General features: G+C 40.9%; 18 protein-coding genes, 1 pseudogene and 1 riboswitch. Of the genes and pseudogenes, 16 read left to right on the top strand and 3 right to left on the bottom strand.

The window, feature by feature from the left end; all coding sequences use genetic code 11:
* The 7 genes and pseudogenes from BEP19_RS17590 to BEP19_RS06140 all read left to right on the top strand — a co-directional run.
* Positions 1 to 241 (top strand): annotated as a pseudogene (locus BEP19_RS17590) (hypothetical protein); the annotation flags it as partial.
* Between the two features lie 53 nt (positions 242 to 294).
* Positions 295 to 447 carry a hypothetical protein gene (locus BEP19_RS17585; protein WP_170145288.1) on the top strand — a complete coding sequence of 51 codons (153 nt, stop codon included), beginning with the start codon at positions 295 to 297 and terminating at the stop codon, positions 445 to 447.
* 99 nt (positions 448 to 546) lie between these two features.
* Entirely contained in the window at positions 547 to 1,122 is a 576-nt protein-coding gene (locus BEP19_RS06160; RefSeq protein WP_120188964.1) for a hypothetical protein, read from the top strand.
* Positions 1,123 to 1,277: 155 nt separating this feature from the next.
* A complete protein-coding gene (locus tag BEP19_RS06155) occupies positions 1,278 to 1,739 on the top strand; it encodes a restriction endonuclease (RefSeq protein ID WP_120188963.1) in 462 nt (153 codons plus the stop codon).
* Positions 1,732 to 2,238: a DUF4652 domain-containing protein gene (locus BEP19_RS06150; RefSeq protein WP_170145287.1), complete on the top strand. Its 507-nt coding sequence runs from the start codon at positions 1,732 to 1,734 to the stop codon at positions 2,236 to 2,238. The genes BEP19_RS06155 and BEP19_RS06150 overlap by 8 nt, the downstream gene beginning before the upstream one ends.
* Positions 2,239 to 2,311: 73 nt before the next feature.
* On the top strand, positions 2,312 to 2,788 hold the full coding sequence (locus BEP19_RS06145; RefSeq protein WP_120188961.1) for a phage holin family protein: 477 nt from the start codon (positions 2,312 to 2,314) through the stop codon (positions 2,786 to 2,788).
* Positions 2,788 to 3,984: an N-acetylmuramoyl-L-alanine amidase gene (locus BEP19_RS06140; protein WP_120188960.1), complete on the top strand. Its 1,197-nt coding sequence runs from the start codon at positions 2,788 to 2,790 to the stop codon at positions 3,982 to 3,984. Before BEP19_RS06145 ends, BEP19_RS06140 begins: the two co-directional genes overlap by 1 nt.
* A 464-nt stretch (positions 3,985 to 4,448) precedes the next feature.
* Here BEP19_RS06140 and BEP19_RS06135 read toward each other — a convergent pair.
* Positions 4,449 to 6,019 (bottom strand): IS3 family transposase gene (locus BEP19_RS06135; RefSeq protein WP_120188959.1). Its coding sequence is split into 2 segments (ribosomal slippage): positions 4,449 to 5,356 and positions 5,356 to 6,019, totalling 1,572 coding nucleotides; the frame shifts between segments, so codons are not numbered across the junction.
* 89 nt (positions 6,020 to 6,108) lie between these two features.
* Positions 6,109 to 6,291: a hypothetical protein gene (locus BEP19_RS06130; protein ID WP_120188958.1), complete on the bottom strand. Its 183-nt coding sequence runs from the start codon at positions 6,289 to 6,291 to the stop codon at positions 6,109 to 6,111.
* Between the two features lie 667 nt (positions 6,292 to 6,958).
* Positions 6,959 to 7,060, top strand: a riboswitch (TPP riboswitch).
* A 430-nt stretch (positions 7,061 to 7,490) separates the two neighbouring features.
* On the opposite strand from BEP19_RS06130, the gene BEP19_RS06125 reads away from it, so the two are divergent.
* From BEP19_RS06125 to BEP19_RS06085, 9 genes are all read left to right on the top strand, one after another.
* Entirely contained in the window at positions 7,491 to 8,495 is a 1,005-nt protein-coding gene (locus BEP19_RS06125; RefSeq protein ID WP_120188957.1) for an ABC transporter substrate-binding protein, read from the top strand.
* 11 nt (positions 8,496 to 8,506) lie between these two features.
* Positions 8,507 to 9,277 carry an ABC transporter permease gene (locus BEP19_RS06120; protein WP_120188956.1) on the top strand — a complete coding sequence of 257 codons (771 nt, stop codon included), beginning with the start codon at positions 8,507 to 8,509 and terminating at the stop codon, positions 9,275 to 9,277.
* Positions 9,274 to 9,702: an ATP-binding cassette domain-containing protein gene (locus BEP19_RS18215; protein ID WP_120188955.1), complete on the top strand. Its 429-nt coding sequence runs from the start codon at positions 9,274 to 9,276 to the stop codon at positions 9,700 to 9,702. Before BEP19_RS06120 ends, BEP19_RS18215 begins: the two co-directional genes overlap by 4 nt.
* Positions 9,665 to 10,033 carry an ABC transporter ATP-binding protein gene (locus tag BEP19_RS18210; RefSeq protein ID WP_120188954.1) on the top strand — a complete coding sequence of 123 codons (369 nt, stop codon included), beginning with the start codon at positions 9,665 to 9,667 and terminating at the stop codon, positions 10,031 to 10,033. The genes BEP19_RS18215 and BEP19_RS18210 overlap by 38 nt, the downstream gene beginning before the upstream one ends.
* Positions 10,034 to 10,447: 414 nt before the next feature.
* A complete protein-coding gene (locus BEP19_RS06105; RefSeq protein ID WP_120188953.1) occupies positions 10,448 to 10,702 on the top strand; it encodes a hypothetical protein in 255 nt (84 codons plus the stop codon).
* 248 nt (positions 10,703 to 10,950) lie between these two features.
* Positions 10,951 to 11,412 carry a MarR family winged helix-turn-helix transcriptional regulator gene (locus tag BEP19_RS06100; RefSeq protein ID WP_120188952.1) on the top strand — a complete coding sequence of 154 codons (462 nt, stop codon included), beginning with the start codon at positions 10,951 to 10,953 and terminating at the stop codon, positions 11,410 to 11,412.
* A gap of 2 nt (positions 11,413 to 11,414) precedes the next feature.
* Positions 11,415 to 14,546 carry an efflux RND transporter permease subunit gene (locus tag BEP19_RS06095; RefSeq protein WP_120188951.1) on the top strand — a complete coding sequence of 1,044 codons (3,132 nt, stop codon included), beginning with the start codon at positions 11,415 to 11,417 and terminating at the stop codon, positions 14,544 to 14,546.
* Between the two features lie 18 nt (positions 14,547 to 14,564).
* Entirely contained in the window at positions 14,565 to 15,881 is a 1,317-nt protein-coding gene (locus BEP19_RS06090) for an efflux RND transporter periplasmic adaptor subunit (protein WP_120188950.1), read from the top strand.
* 131 nt (positions 15,882 to 16,012) lie between these two features.
* On the top strand, positions 16,013 to 16,498 hold the full coding sequence (locus tag BEP19_RS06085) for a DUF456 domain-containing protein (RefSeq protein ID WP_120188949.1): 486 nt from the start codon (positions 16,013 to 16,015) through the stop codon (positions 16,496 to 16,498).
* A gap of 76 nt (positions 16,499 to 16,574) precedes the next feature.
* On the opposite strand, the gene lexA is transcribed toward BEP19_RS06085, so the two are convergent.
* The gene (gene lexA / locus BEP19_RS06080; RefSeq protein WP_120188948.1) at positions 16,575 to 17,195 is read right to left on the bottom strand and encodes a transcriptional repressor LexA; all 621 of its coding nucleotides are present in this window, start codon (positions 17,193 to 17,195) and stop codon (positions 16,575 to 16,577) included.
* Positions 17,196 to 17,201 lie beyond the last annotated feature (6 nt).

The following is a 17,201-nucleotide window of genomic DNA, read 5'->3' as shown; positions in this document are numbered from 1 at the left end:
CGAGCAATATCGCGGGCTCACAGATGAGTTTTATAAAGCAAAATACGAAAATGGTATGTGGGTAGAGGGAGCAACTCCCGAAGAAATAGAAGCGATTGAGAACCCGCCTGACCCCGTTGACAAATTAGCGGAACTCGAAGCTGAAAACGCAGTTTTAAAGGCTCAAAACAAAGCGTTAGCTGATAAGGCGGACTTTCATGAGGATGTACTTGCTGAAATTATTTTAGCAATGCACTTATGATTGTCCGTTTTTTAATACACATTTTAATAAAATTATTAGGAGATGATGAAGAATTGATAGCATTACTATTAGCGCAAAGAGTGATTTTGGATAAGTTAGGTTTTGAGGACGTACCGCCTGTGTTAAAGCCGCAAGTATATGATTACTTACTAGATAGTGGGGTAGAGTTTTTGGCAAGGGATTATCAACCGCCTACTGGTGAATAATTGGAACCTAATGTGTAACAAGGAGAAGACTAAAAAGGTGTATTTGTATGTCTAATTTCTTTTTTTATTGTAATATCTAGGGAAGGGAGGATGAAGTCAATGAAGTCAGCGAAGGATTTAATAGATAGAGCTATCGATAATTTACCAGTCGAGGGACTTCCATATGTTGGTAGTTTTTTTCAATTTATTAAAAACAAACAGTTTGAAAAAAGGTTAAATTTAATAGAACCTCGTATTAAAGATATTCTAAATTTGATATCTATAGAAGATTATGAATATTTTTGTGAAAAAATAGGTTGCATGACACTGCAAAAGATTTTTATGGATGAAGAGGATGATAAAGCGGAATATTATATTTTAGGTTTTGAGAATTGTGTCAAAGAAGAAATTAAAGATGAGGATAAAGTTATAACGCTATTTGATATTATAAGTGAATTACGAATGATTGATATTAAAAGGCTTACCTTTTTATACGATTATTCAAAAGGGAAGAAGAGAAGCTTTGAAATCACAGAGGATATGACCCACTATATTAGATATGTTGATGAGAAACTGGAAAGGTTAGGATTAATTAAAAAAGAAATTATTGAATGTATAGAAATGGATACTGACCTTGATAAAGTTGTGGTTATGAGTATAACGCAAGATGTCTTGAAATTCATGGGACATGTTTAGCTATACGATCTGTACATGAGAGTTTTTTGTATAAAATTGGAACGTCCTTCGGGGTGTTCTTTTCATTTTGTCAACACATAATTACACAAGTAATCACCAGCTTTCCTAAAGTGATATAATTAAAAGTGTACTTAAGGGCATAAAGGGTGATTAAAATGATTGATTGGGGAAAAATAGATGCACGAAACTTTGAAAAGTTTGTCTATTACTCATTAGGATTTGAGGGGTTCAGAAATTTGCAATGGATGGGAAAAGGGGGAGGTGATGCAGGGCGGGATATCGTTGCTACAACTTACGAAGAACTTCCATTCAATCTTGGTTACGAAAGGGATTGGATCTTCCAATGTAAGAAGTGGAAGAGAATGCCTTCTCAGAATGTAATTTTCAATGAGATTTCAAAAGCAGCGCAACACCATCCTGATTTTTGGGTTTTGGTAATTCCAGTTGACCCTACGGCAGGTATGATTGACTTTTTCAAACGAATAGAGATAAATTACAATTTCAAAACTATTCTATTTCCTCTATCTTCGATTGAGTCAATTGTTTATAAATATCCGGATTTGAAACACGTCTTAGAAAATGGTAATTTACCAGACAGGGGTGATGAATATGCTTAAACTTGAATTTGATGATGACGAGAGGCTAATTTATGTAATTGAACCAAACACTCAAAGAAAATGTTTGCCCTATAGCTCTGTGTCGAAGCCAGAAGTATCGCCCAATAAAGAAAAAGCAATTTTTATCTCTCCACTAGAATGGGAGGTTCCAGGCAGCCTTTATTTAATGGATCTTATTATCGGGGAAATCAAGGAAATTATACCTCCCGATAAAGAAAATGACGAGATTCCAAAATATGCAATCTGGATTAATGATAGGTACGTAGCTTGCATTATCGGCTTTGGAATGGGGACAGTTAGCATTGGAGGGAATGTGTTCTTATATGATCTTGAAAACAGCACAGTTAAACAAATAACTTACTATTCTTCAGATATACAAATCACAGAGATTGTAAAGCTAGAAGATACATTAGATTTAAAAGGTATTAAATATGTTGATGATATCTACAATGAATTTAAACCTTTCGAAGATACATTAGATTTGACTACTATAACTTAAAAATCCTTACCAAAAAGATTATCTCCAGAATTATCGAGGTAATCTTTTTATTTTTTCAGAAAGCGGGTGTAACATGAAAAATCAATTTCTTTTTACGGCATCGGGAGCAATCGGTGCCTTTTTAGTTTCTGCATTTCACTTTTTATACGGTGACGATCCGATTCGTTACTCAGCAATACTTTTTTACCTCATGCTTATTGCATTGGATTGGATCGGCGGGTATCGAGCATCTAAGATCGACGGTTCGTATGCTTCTGAATACGGCATAAAGGGAGCATTTAGAGCGGTGTTCCTCCTGCTGGCCCCAGCGATGGGCCACTTAATTGATCAGATTCTAGGTACACCAGGTATTGTATTCGGTTTCTTGACTGCGGCATTCGCTTTGCATATTTGGAAGAGCATGACCGCGAACATTGTGCGTGCTGGCTGGGGTAAGTGGGTGCCTGAATGGGCGCTAAACACGGTTTCAGATGAGATTGAGCATAAAATAGCCCGCGCGACGAAAAGGATCCAGGAAAAAGAGAAGTATCTGAAAGAGGATGATGCTTAATGGACTTTATCAATAAACTCGCCCCGTTTGCAATTAAACACGGCCAAGCAAGCGGGGTTTTGCCGTCTTTGATTTTAGCGCAGAGCATCCTGGAGAGCGCATGGGGTAAATCGGACCTAGCTGTTAACGCGAACAACTTATTCGGGATTAAGAAGGGATCAGGTTGGGATGGTCCCGTTTACACGAAATCCACAGCAGAACAACGACCAGATGGAGAGGTCTACTATATCAATGCTGACTTTCGCAAATACGAATCATATGAGGGTTCCGTCATCGACCTATGCCACAAATACACGCATGGTACAGGCTGGGAGTCGTTTAATAGATACGCTGCGGTCCTTGATCAGACTGATTATCGAAAGGCTATACAGGCGGTCAAGGATGCGGGATATGCGACAGATGTTAATTATCCAGTGAAACTAAATGATCTAATCGAAAGATATGATTTAACGAAATATGACAAGGAGAGTGGGAGCATGAAGAAACCAATCATTATGTTGGATGCTGGGCATGGCGGCCGCGATCCTGGGGCGATCGGGCACGGAATCCAAGAGAAAGACATTGTGCTTGATTTAACATTGCGGGTCGGTAAGTTACTATCCGCTATGGGAGCAGATGTAAGGTATACAAGGACAAGGGATGTCTTTCTCTTACTTAGTGAAAGGGCTATGGCAGCCAACCAGCATAAAGTAGATGTATTTGTAAGCTTGCACATTAACTCTTTCCATGACCCGAACTCTAATGGATTTGAAAGCTACATCCACGATTCAATCAACGGAGGTCGAACTGCCGCAATTCAGAATGTGATCCATTCAAAGGTGTCTGCGGTATATGCTTCTGTAGGCGTTCGGGACCGCGGACAAAAGAAAGCTAACTTGCAAGTGTTGAGACAAACCGTCATGCCAGCGGTGTTATTAGAGTACGGCTTTATCTCCAACGCTAATGAAGCGGCGTTATTAAAGGATTCAGCGTTTATTGACCGACTAGTGAAAGCCACAGCGGAAGGAATCGCGGAGGTGATGGGGTTAAGTAAGTTGTCAAAGGAGGGGAAGTATAAAATGAATCCAGAAGACGCAAACAAAATCATCGCCTACTTAGGAGCAAGCTGGAACATCGCTCCTGACAAAGCGAGTAAAGATGAATTCAATCGGTTAGCTAACGAATTAAGAAAGGCAAGCAATCAACCAACGCAGTAAGAGCCTATGTGTCATTCTCCTTTAGTTAGGAATAGAATACAATGAATGCTCATATTAAATCCTCTTCGTCGCCTCTACCCTTTCGTTCTTCTATGAGCGAAGGGGTCTTTTTATTCACGATGTATAATGAATCGAATAACATGTATTAGTTCCTCGGCTTATGAATTGCTTATATATTTATACCCCACTGTCCTTTAATGGATGGTGGGGCTGTTTTTTGTGAATAATTACATATGGGTGGGGGTATAATAAATTAACATCATGAATGGCATAAGTTATTCTCTTCCATTAACCCTCTGTTGATTGTCAGCGGAGGGTTAAACACAGTGTCGTTCACAAAACGTTGTCAGCTGAATAAGATGTATTGTCCCCTCGTTCGTGTTCGAACGATTTATATAAAATAATCCCCACTTCCCTTAATTTGATATGCTCCCTGGCAGGTAGACAGTGAAAAAATAAAAGATTTACGCCGCAGCCTGGTGCCGAAATTCTAATGGTGCCAGGCTGTTCAATTTTTCTTGATATCGTTCTTCGTTATAAAATCGAATGTATTCGTCAATATCCTTCTTTAATTCCTCGTAGGTTTTGTAATTCTTTAGATCATAACATTCACATTTAAAGTGGCCAAAGAAACTCTCCATTGGCGCATTATCGATGCAGTTACCAACACGTGACATGCTTCGAGTCATACCAGCTTCTGTTGTAATGTAACGATATTCTTTGGATGTATACTGTGAACCGCGGTCGCTGTGAATAAGCGGAGTTGCTCCAGGATTCGCTTCGATCGCTGCTTTCAATGTATTCATAACTAGTGGATTGTCATTGAAGCGTCCTACTTGATAAGCGATAATTGAGCCGTCATACAGGTCTTTAATGGCGCTTAAATAAGCCTTGTTGCCAAAGAGATATGTCATATGCGTGATATCTGTTACCCATTTTTCATTCGGCTTCCCTGCTGTAAATTCTCGGTTTAAAATATTGTCCTCAATATTAACAAAGCTTGTCTTTGTTGAATAGCCATTGGAACGACGAATATGCGATTTTAAGCCCATTTGAATCATGAGACGACGAATTCTCTTCTTGTTATAGCTCTTCTTGTATTTGCGATTGATTACCATCGTAATACGACGATAGCCGAAGGTACCCTTATATCGCTTGAATTCTTCTTTCACTTTTCCCATCAACCAGTCATTTTCTTTTTGTTGGTCTGTCGGTTGATGTTTTACCCATTTGTAGTATCCAGACCGTGATACATTTAAAATTTGACAGAGTACAACAATTGGTGTTTTTGTCTCCGCGTGGTAATCATGGATTGCTTGAAACTTAGCCAAATGTTTACCTAATCGCGCAGTCCCATCCCCCTTTCGATTTCCTTCAACTTTTTTAATAAGCCATTCTCCGCCTCTAAATACTGATTGCGATGTTCTAACGCTTTAATACGAAGTTGTAGTTTCTCTTCTTCAGTAAGAGTAGGTTTGGATTCGAAAGATTTACCACGACGATCCTGAAGATCCTGTTCTCCACCTTTTTCGTATTTACGAACCCAGCTATATACTTGTTGGTAAGAAACTTGGTACTTTTGCGCAGCCTTATGATAATCATGTTCGTTAGCGATGGTATATTGTACAATTTCAATACGCTCTTGAAGTGTAGTTTTACGGCCCTTTTTCATCATTTCTCTTCCTTTACCAGTGGATTTTATCTCTTTTCCACTAGTATAAAGCTTTATCCACTGCCGTAAAACAAAAGGGTCTGAAATATTGAATTTCTTACATGTTGCTCTCTGGCTTCCTCCTCCATTAAGGTAAAATTCAACCGCGGTTCTTTTAAGCTCACTCGAATACTTTTTCCATGTCTTTGCTTCTTTTAATCCATCCACACCATCTGTTTCATACTTGTGAATCCAAGATTTAATTGTCGTTTTATCTACTTCATATTCTTTCGCAACTGTGGTAACCGACTTTTTCCCATCAAGCACGCTTAAAACGGCTTCTATCCTTATATTTAATGCATGTGCACTCATTCTTTTAGACATAGAAAATGCCCCCAGTATAGTAGTTGAGAACTTTTAATATTTCTCTGTCTACTATATTGGGAGCATATCAATTGAGTGGTGGGGATTATTTATTTAACACTCAAAGATATGATATTAATTTCACTAGGGATTGTATTTTCTTCATCAGAGGCCGCAATTTTTGCTTCGGCAAGAATTTCAACTTCCTGATCGCTTTCACAGTAAAAAGATACATAACCCTTCTTAGGTTCCCTATCGATTATAGTGAAGTATTTAGCTATGTATGTTGGCACTTGTGATCCTCCATATTAAATATTTATATTATTGTACCATAGTAGGAATATATCGCTTACTTAGTCCATAAGGGTTAGGTGAAGCGTGAAATGTTCTTCTTATCAGTTCCTTCCTTGATAAGAAGAAAAAAGCCCGGTCTTATACGACCAGGTTTTGCCCACAAACGCGCCCACAATTTGCCCACGAGAACTATCTTTATCTTTGTTTTGTTTTAAGGACACATTCCACCAAACGCTGATATATCAAGGTTTTCGCTCCTTATTTTTCTGTGTTTTATTGATCAACTGTGTTCCGCACACAGATTCATCAGTGGGAACGCGATCAATATATGGTGCATTATTAAACGAGGAAACCCTTGATACCGTTGGTATTGAGGGTTTTTCTTTTTGTGGGCGCGGGACTCGCTATACATATATTTTTTAGGCTGGGTAAAACTCTGGCGCTGTCCTAACCGCATTGAAAATGAGTCGTTCTCCACTTTAATGCTCGTATTTTTTCTAATACTCACGAATGGACAATGATTTCATTTAAATTGAAGGTAGTTATGATAGAAAATACAATTTATTATACTCCTTTCCGAGTAAGGGATAGCTAAGAAGCATCGAGTCTTGTCGAAATTCGTTTGACTAAACCAATTTCTTTGATAAAATGGAACAAATTGAATAAATATTCTACTAGGGGCGCCCTCGGGCTGAGATTAATGTATTTTAAGCACCCTTTGAACCTGAACTGGTTAAGACCAGCGGAGGGAAGTAGAACTGTAAAATTTTGAATGTATTTTTGTTCATATATTTTATCAGTTAACTTCCTTCACTAGTCTTTAGAAAGATTGATTAGAGAAGGATTTTTTTTTGAAATTTTTCCGATCGATCGAGAGAAAACAGGGTAGACAGCTCAGAACAGAGGTTTAACATCCATATTGTACAAGGACCTATGAATTCGCTTGCTGAGCCCAAAGGAGTTGCGCGGGTTCATTTTTTCGCAGTTATTAGAAAAATCGATGGTTAACCTTGTAATGAAGCGGCGCATGGACAGGCATTGAGGCGGAGGTGAGAGGAGTTGAGTTAAATTTTATAGAAACAAACGAATATGCGGAAGAGCTTGATCGGTATTTACCTATTATTACGAGTCAACCCTTCAGAAGTCAGTTTTATTGAAAACATAAATAAATAGTGTTAAACAACAAAGGAGAGTAAACATGAAGCGTTTATTGAAGGTTTTATCGGTTAGTCTCGCATTGGTGGTTGTGGCAGCGTGCGGCAGTGAGTCAGCTACAACAGGAGGAAATGAAGAAGGAAACAAATCAGTCAAAATGTTTCTCGATTGGACGCCAAACACGAATCATACTGGCATTTATGTTGCTCGTGAAAAAGGGTTTTATGAAGAAGCAGGCGTCGATGTGGAAATCCTGTTGCCTGGCGAGGTAAGCGCTAATCAATTGGTTGGTTCAAATCAAGGAGAGTTTGGGATTAGTTCCCAGGGCGCAGTCACTGAAGCAAGGGCAAATGGATTGCCAATCGTGTCTGTCGCTGCTGTTATTGCGAATTCTACATCAGGCTATACCTCTCCTGTAGATAGAGGGATCCGCACACCCAAAGACTTTGTCGGTAAAAAGTTTGGAACAGGTGGAGGCAGTATTGCTGAACCGATGATCAAGATGGTGATGAAACGAGCGGGAGCAGACAGTGACCAATTGGAATTTGTTCGACTTGGTACAACAGATCTGTTAACTGCGATGGAACACCATGTTGACTTTATTCATATTTATTATGCTTGGCAAGGGATTGCGGCAGAGCTTCGAGGGCTGGAAATGAATTTTGTAAATCCGGTTGATTATGCGGAAGAACTAAATTCTTATTCTCCCGTCATTATTACTAATGAAACAGTAATTGCAAACGAACCAGAGAAGGCGCAAGCATTTATCGAAGCAACGGCGAAAGGGTATGAATTTGCAATTGAGCATCCTGAAGAAGCGGCTGAAATTCTGATCGCTGCAGAACCCGACCTAGATCCTGAATTGGTTAAAGCGTCTCAAGCTTGGTTGTCTCCGCGTTATCAGGATGATTCGGAACAATGGGGGATTCAAGAGGAAATCCGCTGGAAATCCTATGCTGACTTCTTGTTTAATGAAGGGATTATTGATCAAGAAATCGATGCGGCAAAAGCATTTACAAATCAATTTATTGAGAACGTGAAAAGGTAGTGTAGATTGCAATGACGAATCGAGGTCTTTTGCTCCGAAGTTGGCGACCGGCGCTCGCGTTACTTATTTTTATCGCTATTTGGGAGTGGGCAGCGCGTTTCTTTAACATCGAAACGTGGATCTTGCCGGCCCCGTCTTTGATTGCTATGGAAATGAAAGAAGTGTTGCCTACTTTTTTACCACATGTGTATTCAACAATCGAACTCGTTTTAGTCGGTTTTAGTATTGGTACAACGATCGGGATCACGAGCGCGACGTTGCTGCACCATTTTGATCGTGTTCGTGAAACGATCTACCCGTTTTTAATATTGTCGCAAAACATTCCGACTGTCGTGTTGGCTCCCTTGTTGCTGATTTGGTTTGGGTTAGGCGCGACACCAAAAATTATTATCATTTCGATGACCTCATTTTTTCCCATCGCCGTTGCGACACTTAGTGGATTGCAACAGACGGACCGCGAGTTGCTTCATTATATGAAGATGATGGGGGCCACTCGCTCACAGTTATTTACGAAATTAGAATGGCCGCATGCTCTGCCTTCCATCTTCTCTGGAATTAAGATTGCGGCAACATACAGTGTGATGACCGGAGTCGTCGCCGAGTGGTTAGGCGCGCAAAAAGGGATCGGTGTTTTTATGACATTGGCCTCCTCTTCATATCGAACGCCACGTGTGTTTGTTGCAATTATTTTTGCGATGATACTAAGTTTGGCATTTTTCTCATTGATCGTATTAATAGAGCGGTTACTCATTCGGTGGAATAGGGAGGAGAGAGAAGCATGACACTAACCCTAAAAAATATAAGCAAATCTTTTAGTGGGCAGCTCGTCTTGAAAGATATATCGATTGACATTCAAAAGGGAGAATTTGTTTCTTTACTCGGTCCATCAGGCAGTGGGAAAAGCACGTTATTTAATTTAATTGGTGGGCTACTATCGCCAGATGACGGGGACATCTATCTCGATGAGAAGAGAATTACGAATAAAACGGGTTACATTAGTTACATGCCGCAACAAGCATCGTTGTTTGCTTGGCGTTCCGTCCTGGAGAATGCGTTACTTGGACAAGAGTTATCTGGGAAAAAGGATACGGAACAAGCAAAAATTATTGTTAGAAAAAGCAGGGCTTGGCCACCGACTGAATGCGTATCCACACCAATTATCGGGGGGGATGCGGCAACGGGTTGCATTCATTCGCGCCTTACTTAGTCCACAACCAATCATGTTGTTAGACGAGCCATTCTCTGCCCTTGATGCATTTACAAGACTTGATATGCAAAAATGGCTGATGGAGACGTGGGAGGCATCTGAACAATCGATTTTCTTCATTACCCATGATATTGAAGAAGCGTTGTTTTTATCAGATAAAATTGTGATTCTATCGACTAACCCAGCAGAAATAAAGGACATTATACGTGTACCGTTCCAAAGGCCCCGTGATGAATCATTATTGCTTAGTTACGAATTCTTAGACTGGAAAAAGGAATTAACTGAAAAGGTTCAAAATAAACCAAGATACCGCAAAGTGAAAATAAGTTAAGATTGGATCGTCTGTGGAATCCGTTTGTTATTCTAAATGGAGTAACGAACGGATTTTTTCTATAATTGAGTGAAAAGTCTTTAGGATTATATCTGAAGACTTTTTTATTTTATTATTCCAGTTCAATTAAAGCGCTTACATGAATATATATAAAAGAAAGAGTTAAAGGAGGTCGGTCAGTTGAATAACGATTATCCTCGTCTTTGGGAGATCATACTCATAGCCGCTATTCCTACTCTTTCCTTTTTAGGTTGGGTTGTATTTATTATTGCTCCAGGTTTATTTAGATAAAACGTCCTTAAGGACGTTTTTTTCTGCTCTTTTTGGATAAGCTATTATTTCCATTCTAAAAACCTTTATAACCGTATGTTTTGTGATAAAATTACTTATAACTGAAAAGAAGGGGGTCACGCTGTGGAAAAGCAATTAGAGCGCTTGTCCGAGATCGAGAAAATCATTAGCAAATCCCAACTAGAAAAACTTCACGAGCAAGGATTTATCGTTGTGAGGGAGGAGGATGCGCGAAACGCGATTGAATTTGCTGATTGGCGATATGACTTGATCAATGAGGCGTACACGCTATTGCATAAGGCTGATATTCGCCATCCTAAAGAAAAAGGATTAAATGGCCTAAAAGACGCGATTGATCACCTAGATACGGAATATTAAATCGGCTCCTTATAGATACGCCCCCTGCTTGATAGCAGGGGGTTGTTTTATTTTTTCATTCTAATTAACTTCCCTACTGCAATCGATTCCTCCTCTGATTTTTATACAATTAAATCTGTTCTTTTTCAATAAGAATTCGCGCGAGTTTTAGGGTTGACTGTTGAAGGGACGAAGTGTAATATTATTTCGTGATGCGAAATATTTCGGGAGTGAATTAAAGGGGAGATTAAGATAGAGGAGAGGAGTACATGGCCGCGATTAATGAAATTACAGAATTGTTATTAAAAACAAATAAATTTATATTTTCCTTAATGTCGCGCGAATTAATGAAAAATGGAATTACAGTCCCTCAGGCTGTTGTGATTGGGGAACTGAATTTAGGACCGAAAACAATCGGGCAATTATCTAAAGCGCTAGACCTATCCAATAGCACCGTATCAGGGGTGATCGATCGCCTAGAACGAAATAAAATCGTCGTTCGAAAACGAGATGAGAACGACCGCCGCGTGGTCCGCGTGTCTTTGTCGCAAGATTATAATCAATTGGGTGAACAATACCCTGTTTTAAAAGAAGACTACTTCACCATCTTCTTTAACGGGCTTCGTGAGGAATTAACTGAGTCGCAATTAAGCGAGATGTATTCATCTCTACAATTGCTGCAAGAATATTTAGAAAGAATTGTAGAGAACGATAGAGGAAGGGAGCAGTAGATATGAATTTATCACAATTTTCGATTCGCAGACCGGTTACTGTGTTAATGATCATGATTGCGATGTTAATCTTTGGTTTTGTTTCTTTTCCAAAGATGGCAGTCGATCTTTATCCAGAATTAAATTTACCGGTAGCGGTCGTTGTAACGAGTGTCGACGGCGGGACCCCCGCAGAAGTGGAGACGTTGGTCACAAGACCAATTGAGGAGGCGCTCGCATCTGTCTCAAATGTCGATACCGTTTCCTCTAATTCAATATCGGGGTCGTCTCAAGTAATCGTTCAATTTAATTGGGGCGTCGATATTGATCAGGCGACCCTCGATATGAGGGATAAGGTGGATATGGTACGGGGCTCGTTACCGGATTCGGCGAATAGTCCGCGTATCTTAAAATTTGACCCGAATGCCGAACCTGTAATTACGATGGCGCTTGCTGGAGACGGGGATATCACGGAATTGAAAGCAATTGCCGATGATGATATCAAACCACGTTTAGAACGGATCGATGGTGTTGCGTCCGTTGGTATTAGCGGTGGAAACGACCGTGTTATTGAGGTCACGGTAGATCCTTCGAAACTGCAAACGTATGGCATTACACTTGATCAAGTGAGGCAATCGTTCGGAGCGATGAACTTAGCCGGTTCAGCTGGTTCGATTCGAGAAGGCGATCAAAAATTCCAAATTCGCGTTGAAGGGGAATACGAACAGGTAAAATCAATTGGCAATACCCCAATTACAATCCCAGGCGGATCGATTTATCTACGCGATATTGCGTCTATTGAAGACACTCATCATGAAGTGACGCAGTTGGCGTACTTTAATGGAGAGCCTAGTTTAGGGTTGACTGTGACGAAAGCGTCAGGCGGGAATACTGTTGACGTAGCGAATCATGTGATGAAAGAGATCGAAAAACTAAAAACTGAATTACCGGAAGGTATGAATGTGACGGTCATTGTAGATAACTCGGATATGATCAAAGATTCGATCAAATCCGTGACCGAACATGGTATTTTAGGACTGGCATTCGCTGTTATCATCCTTTATCTGTTTTTAAATAGCGCTCGTTCGACGCTTGTCGTGTCGATCGTTATTCCAATTTCGGTTGTGGCTACGTTTTCCATGATGTATTTTTCTGGGCAAACAATCAACTTAATTTCGCTCAGCGGGATTTTGCTGGGATTGGGATCACTCGTTGACTTTGCCGTTGTTATTTTAGAAAATATCTACCGACAAAGGCAGCTGGGCAAGGGCGTGTTAGAAGCAGCTGTTGAAGGGTCAAAACAAGTGGGAAATGCGGTTATGGCTTCTGCATTAGCCCAAATCGTTGTATTTTTACCGATCATTTTCGTTGATGGAATTGCGGCTGAATTATTTGGACCTTTAGCCTTAACGGTTATCTTTTCTCACGTTGCGGCCTTGGTCGTTTCCATGATGCTGGTGCCTATGTTAGGGTCTCGTTGGTTAGATAAAATACCCGACGAATCATTGTATCATGGCGAATATAAAGGCAAGAATCCAGTGGTCTGGTTTAATCGAGGGTTTGAGCGTTTATCTAAATTTTATGGACGTATCTTAGAGTGGGCTTTAAACAAAAGAAAAACAGTGTTGGCGATTACGATTGGAACACTCGTTGGCTCACTTGCGCTGTTTCCTTTCGTAGGGATGGAATTTATTCCGAAAATGGACGAAGGTCAGTTTTCCGTTTCTGTTGAAATGCCGACTGGAACAGTTCTAGAAGAAACAGCAAAAGCTGTCGCTCAAATCGAAGAGGTAACCAAAGATATTCCTGAATTGGATATGATGTATACATCTATTGGTTCCGGAGGAGGACCGGATGGCTTCTCTGTGAACACGGCCAATTTAGGTCGAGTTACGCTCATTATGAAACCGTTGAATGAACGCAAGCGCTCAACGGAGGAGATTGTTCTTGAGACGAGAAAAAAGGTAAACTTTATTCCTGATGCTAAAATTACAGTAGAAGAATCATCTGCTATGGATGGCATGGGTGGAGCGCCGATCCAGGTGAATCTTCGTGGCGATGATCTTGATGTGCTACAAGATATTTCGGGCATCATGGCTGCTGAGATGCAACAAGTTGAAGGGGCCTTCAATGTTAAAACATCGATGGATGGTGTCCAAGAGGAGTACCAAGTTATTGTTGATTCGCAACGAGCAAGTCAATATGGTTTAAGCACAGGCCAAATTATTTCAGCGGTGCGAACTGGTTTTGGCGGGGAAGATGTAACGACTTACCGTACAGGAAATGATGAGTTCGATGTGCGATTAAAAATGCCGACCGCGCTGCAACAAGATAAACGTAACCTTGAGCGTTATCGGATTACAACACCGCAAGGAGCGAATGTAGCTTTATCCTCTGTAGCGGATATTATTAGAAAAGAAGTTCCGCAAGCGATTCAGCGATCTCATCAAACGCGTGAAGTTCAAATAACAAGCGATATCGCGGGTCGAGATTTAGGTTCAGTGACGAATGATGTTAGGGCCAGTTTGGACAAAATTAATCTACCAGACGGTTACAACATTCACTATGGCGGGGATGATCAACAAATGATGGAATCGTTTGCTAGTCTAGGTTTGGCAATGATTCTTGCTATTGTGCTTGTATATATGGTTATGGCCGGGCAGTTTGAATCGTTAATGACGCCGTTCGTTATTATGTTCTCCATTCCGCCGACAATTATTGGCGTAGTGTTAGGATTATTAGTAACGGGACATTCCATGAGTGTTATGGCGATCATCGGGTATATTCTGTTGATCGGGATCGTTGTAAACAATGCGATTATCCTTATCGACTTTGTGAATCACTTGAAAAAAGATGGATTAGAAACAAGAGAAGCAATCTTACAAGCGGGTCCGATCCGACTTCGTCCCATTCTCATGACGACGCTCGCTACCATCTTAGCGATTTTACCGTTAGCGTTTGGGGGAGGAGAAGGAAGCGAAGCGCAGGCGCCAATGGCGATTGTTGTCGCTTTTGGATTGAGTTTCTCCACTTTGATTACATTGGTTTTGATTCCTGTCGTATATGCTTGGTTTGACGATATAGGGATCAAACGTCGCAATCGCAAAAATCGAAGAAAAAATAAAGACGTTCAAGCCGATCACATACAGGCATAAATGAGGAGGAATCGTGACGTGATAAAAAGAGGTAAGTGGGTCTTATCGATCCTGGCGCTTAGCTTAGCGGTTGCAGGATGTTCCAGCAAAGAAGCAAACACTTCAGTTGAAGACGAAGAAACGGTGCCTGTGCAAGTAGAACAAGCAGTGGAAGGTCTTATCCGTGACCAAGGGGGTATCGCTGGGAAATTTGAGCCGAACACGACGGCTCATCTATCTCCTAAAGTAAACGGAAAATTGAGCAAAGTGCATGTAAAAGTAGGACAAGTTGTTAGCCAGGGCGATACGTTGTTTACATTAGATCAAGTAGATTTACAAAACGCAGTCAAACAGGCAGAAGCTTCTTATCAAGTCGCCTTAGCTAATGTAAGACAGGCGGAAAATAGTTCGGAACAAGGTCTTGATCAAGCGCAAAGTAATGTAACGCAACTAGAACAAAGTTTGAAGCAATCCCAAAATGGGATTGAACAAGCGCAACAAGCATATGATGACGCGCAAGCAAACGCAACGCGCATGAAGCAGCTGTATGAAGCAGGCGCAATTTCTACGGTTGAATGGGAAAATGCTCAATCCAGTTTAAAAAATGCGAAATTGGCGTTAGACAATGCTGTTACAGCGCTCGAAAATACAAAAGCATCTTATGAAAACGCAAAAAATTCAGTTGGGTTCGCGCAAGCAAAAAGCGCGGTTGATGTTGCCCGCGCTTCTGCTGCTCAAGCGTTAAGCGGTCTTGAAAATGCTCGTGAACAACTAGCTAATGCAACAGTAAAAGCTCCAATTAGCGGAATTGTTTCTGCTGTTAACGGCGCTGCGGGTGAAATGGTTGGTCCGCAGGGCCCGGTCGTTACGATCGTGGATATCAATCCGATTATTGTAAAAGCTCACCTTTCTGAGAGTGAGGTAACAACGGCCAATGTTGGAGATCCTGTTACGATTGAAATACCAGCTTTATCAAAAACATTGGAAGCTTCCGTGACAACGATTTCTCCTGTAATGGATGAACAATTAAAGGCGTTTCCGATGGAAATTTCCGTTCCAAATGGTGATCATCAGTGGAAAGCAGACATGATTGTCGATATTCTCTTCAATACAGCGGACAAGCAGCGTAAGAGTATTGTCGCGCCACGTAAAGCGGTGTTCGATGAGCAAGGAACACGTTGGGTTTATAAAGTGACGGAAGAAAATATAGTTGAAAAAATTGAAGTGGCAACAGGCCATGAAACAAGCAGTGAAATTGAAATTATTTCTGGTGTTCAATCTGGGGATACGATTGTTGTAAAGGGTCAAACGCTTCTGTCTGATGGAGCGAAGGTTGAGATTCAAAATCAAGAGTAAACAAAGAAAGTCCAGCGGGACGCAAGTAGCGTCACACTGGACTTTTTTTAAACAAGTGATTCCTTTTTGAGCGTGTTTCGTATAACATATTAAGAAATAGTAGAAATAGATGGGGAAGAGGTGACCCGAACATGACCTGGGTCTTTTGGACACTCATTGCATTGTGTTTTATCGGCAGCTTGATCGGCGTGTTTGTGCCGATCATCCCTGGAGCTTTACTCGTATGGATTGGATTCTTATTGTATCAGTTTGGCCTTGCTTTGCCTGGCGAAGGCTTGTCCGCATCATTCTGGTGGGGAATGGGAGTCTTGACCGTGTTGATCTTCGTGGCTGATTTGTTGGCTAATCTTGTCTTTGTGAAGAAATATGGCGGGAGTAAGTGGGGAGTCGTAGCCTCGATTGCGGGAATGGTGATCGGTCCCTTCTTATTTGCTGGTCCGATTGGTTTTATTTTAGGTCCGATTATTGCTGTGTTCCTCGTTGAATGGATTCAAAATAAAGATCTAGGCCTATCCGCCAAGATTGCCATGGGAACGCTTGCCGCATTTTTAGGCGGGGGCCTAGCGAAGGTGATTTTGCAGTTGGCGATGATGATTTGGTTTTTTATCGCTATCTAATCGAAGGATAGAAAAAATAATAAAAGCAAGCGTGAATCACGACTCGGGGTTCCTGGCTTGCTTTTTATACCTTAATTTAATGAATAGATCGGTAGACACCGATGACTTTTCCTAAGATCGTCACATGCGGCAGCAAGATAGGCTCCATCGCCTCATTCTCCGGTTGCAAACGAAAATGATTTTTTTCCTTAAAAAAACGTTTCACAGTCGCTTCTTCTTCTTCTGTCATAGCAACAACAATATCGCTGTTATTTGCGACGGATTGCTGTCTAACGATCACGTAATCACCGTCAAAAATCCCGGCGTCGATCATACTTCTTCCCTGCACACGCAGCATATACACCGTATCGCTGCCAACCATATGTTCCGGTAGCACAAAATATTCTTCGATATTTTCAACCGCTAAAATGGGTTCTCCAGCGGTGACCTTCCCGAGCACGGGAATTTTTACGGAGGAAACCGATTCGTCTGGTTGAGCAAGATCTTGTTCATTTAATATTTCAATCGCTCGCGGTTTCGTTGGATCGCGGCGAATTAGGCCTTTTTTTTCTAAGCGTGATAAATGTCCATGCACCGTCGAGCTGGACGCTAAACCGACAGCTTGTCCTATCTCTCGGACGGATGGAGGATACCCTTTTTCTTTCACTTCATTTTTAATAAAATTTAGGATTGCGTGTTGTCGCGTGGAAAGCTTCAATTCATC

Source organism: Ammoniphilus oxalaticus (assembly GCF_003609605.1).
In the GTDB taxonomy this organism is placed as follows: Bacteria; Bacillota; Bacilli; order Aneurinibacillales; family RAOX-1; genus Ammoniphilus; species Ammoniphilus oxalaticus.
This window is presented reverse-complemented; position numbering and strand designations above follow the sequence as displayed.

Bases quoted from the DNA above. Each gene is read 5' to 3' on its own strand.
- BEP19_RS06100 (WP_120188952.1), top strand. From the start codon at position 10,951: ATGGCCGCGATTAATGAAATTACAGAATTGTTATTAAAAACAAATAAA.
- BEP19_RS06145 (WP_120188961.1), top strand. From the start codon at position 2,312: ATGAAAAATCAATTTCTTTTTACGGCATCGGGAGCAATCGGTGCCTTT.
- BEP19_RS18215 (WP_120188955.1), top strand. From the start codon at position 9,274: ATGACACTAACCCTAAAAAATATAAGCAAATCTTTTAGTGGGCAGCTC.
- BEP19_RS06095 (WP_120188951.1), top strand. From the start codon at position 11,415: ATGAATTTATCACAATTTTCGATTCGCAGACCGGTTACTGTGTTAATG.
- BEP19_RS06140 (WP_120188960.1), top strand. From the start codon at position 2,788: ATGGACTTTATCAATAAACTCGCCCCGTTTGCAATTAAACACGGCCAA.
- BEP19_RS06155 (WP_120188963.1), top strand. From the start codon at position 1,278: ATGATTGATTGGGGAAAAATAGATGCACGAAACTTTGAAAAGTTTGTC.
- BEP19_RS06125 (WP_120188957.1), top strand. From the start codon at position 7,491: ATGAAGCGTTTATTGAAGGTTTTATCGGTTAGTCTCGCATTGGTGGTT.
- BEP19_RS06085 (WP_120188949.1), top strand. From the start codon at position 16,013: ATGACCTGGGTCTTTTGGACACTCATTGCATTGTGTTTTATCGGCAGC.
- BEP19_RS18210 (WP_120188954.1), top strand. From the start codon at position 9,665: ATGCGGCAACGGGTTGCATTCATTCGCGCCTTACTTAGTCCACAACCA.
- BEP19_RS06120 (WP_120188956.1), top strand. From the start codon at position 8,507: ATGACGAATCGAGGTCTTTTGCTCCGAAGTTGGCGACCGGCGCTCGCG.
- BEP19_RS06160 (WP_120188964.1), top strand. From the start codon at position 547: ATGAAGTCAGCGAAGGATTTAATAGATAGAGCTATCGATAATTTACCA.
- BEP19_RS06150 (WP_170145287.1), top strand. From the start codon at position 1,732: ATGCTTAAACTTGAATTTGATGATGACGAGAGGCTAATTTATGTAATT.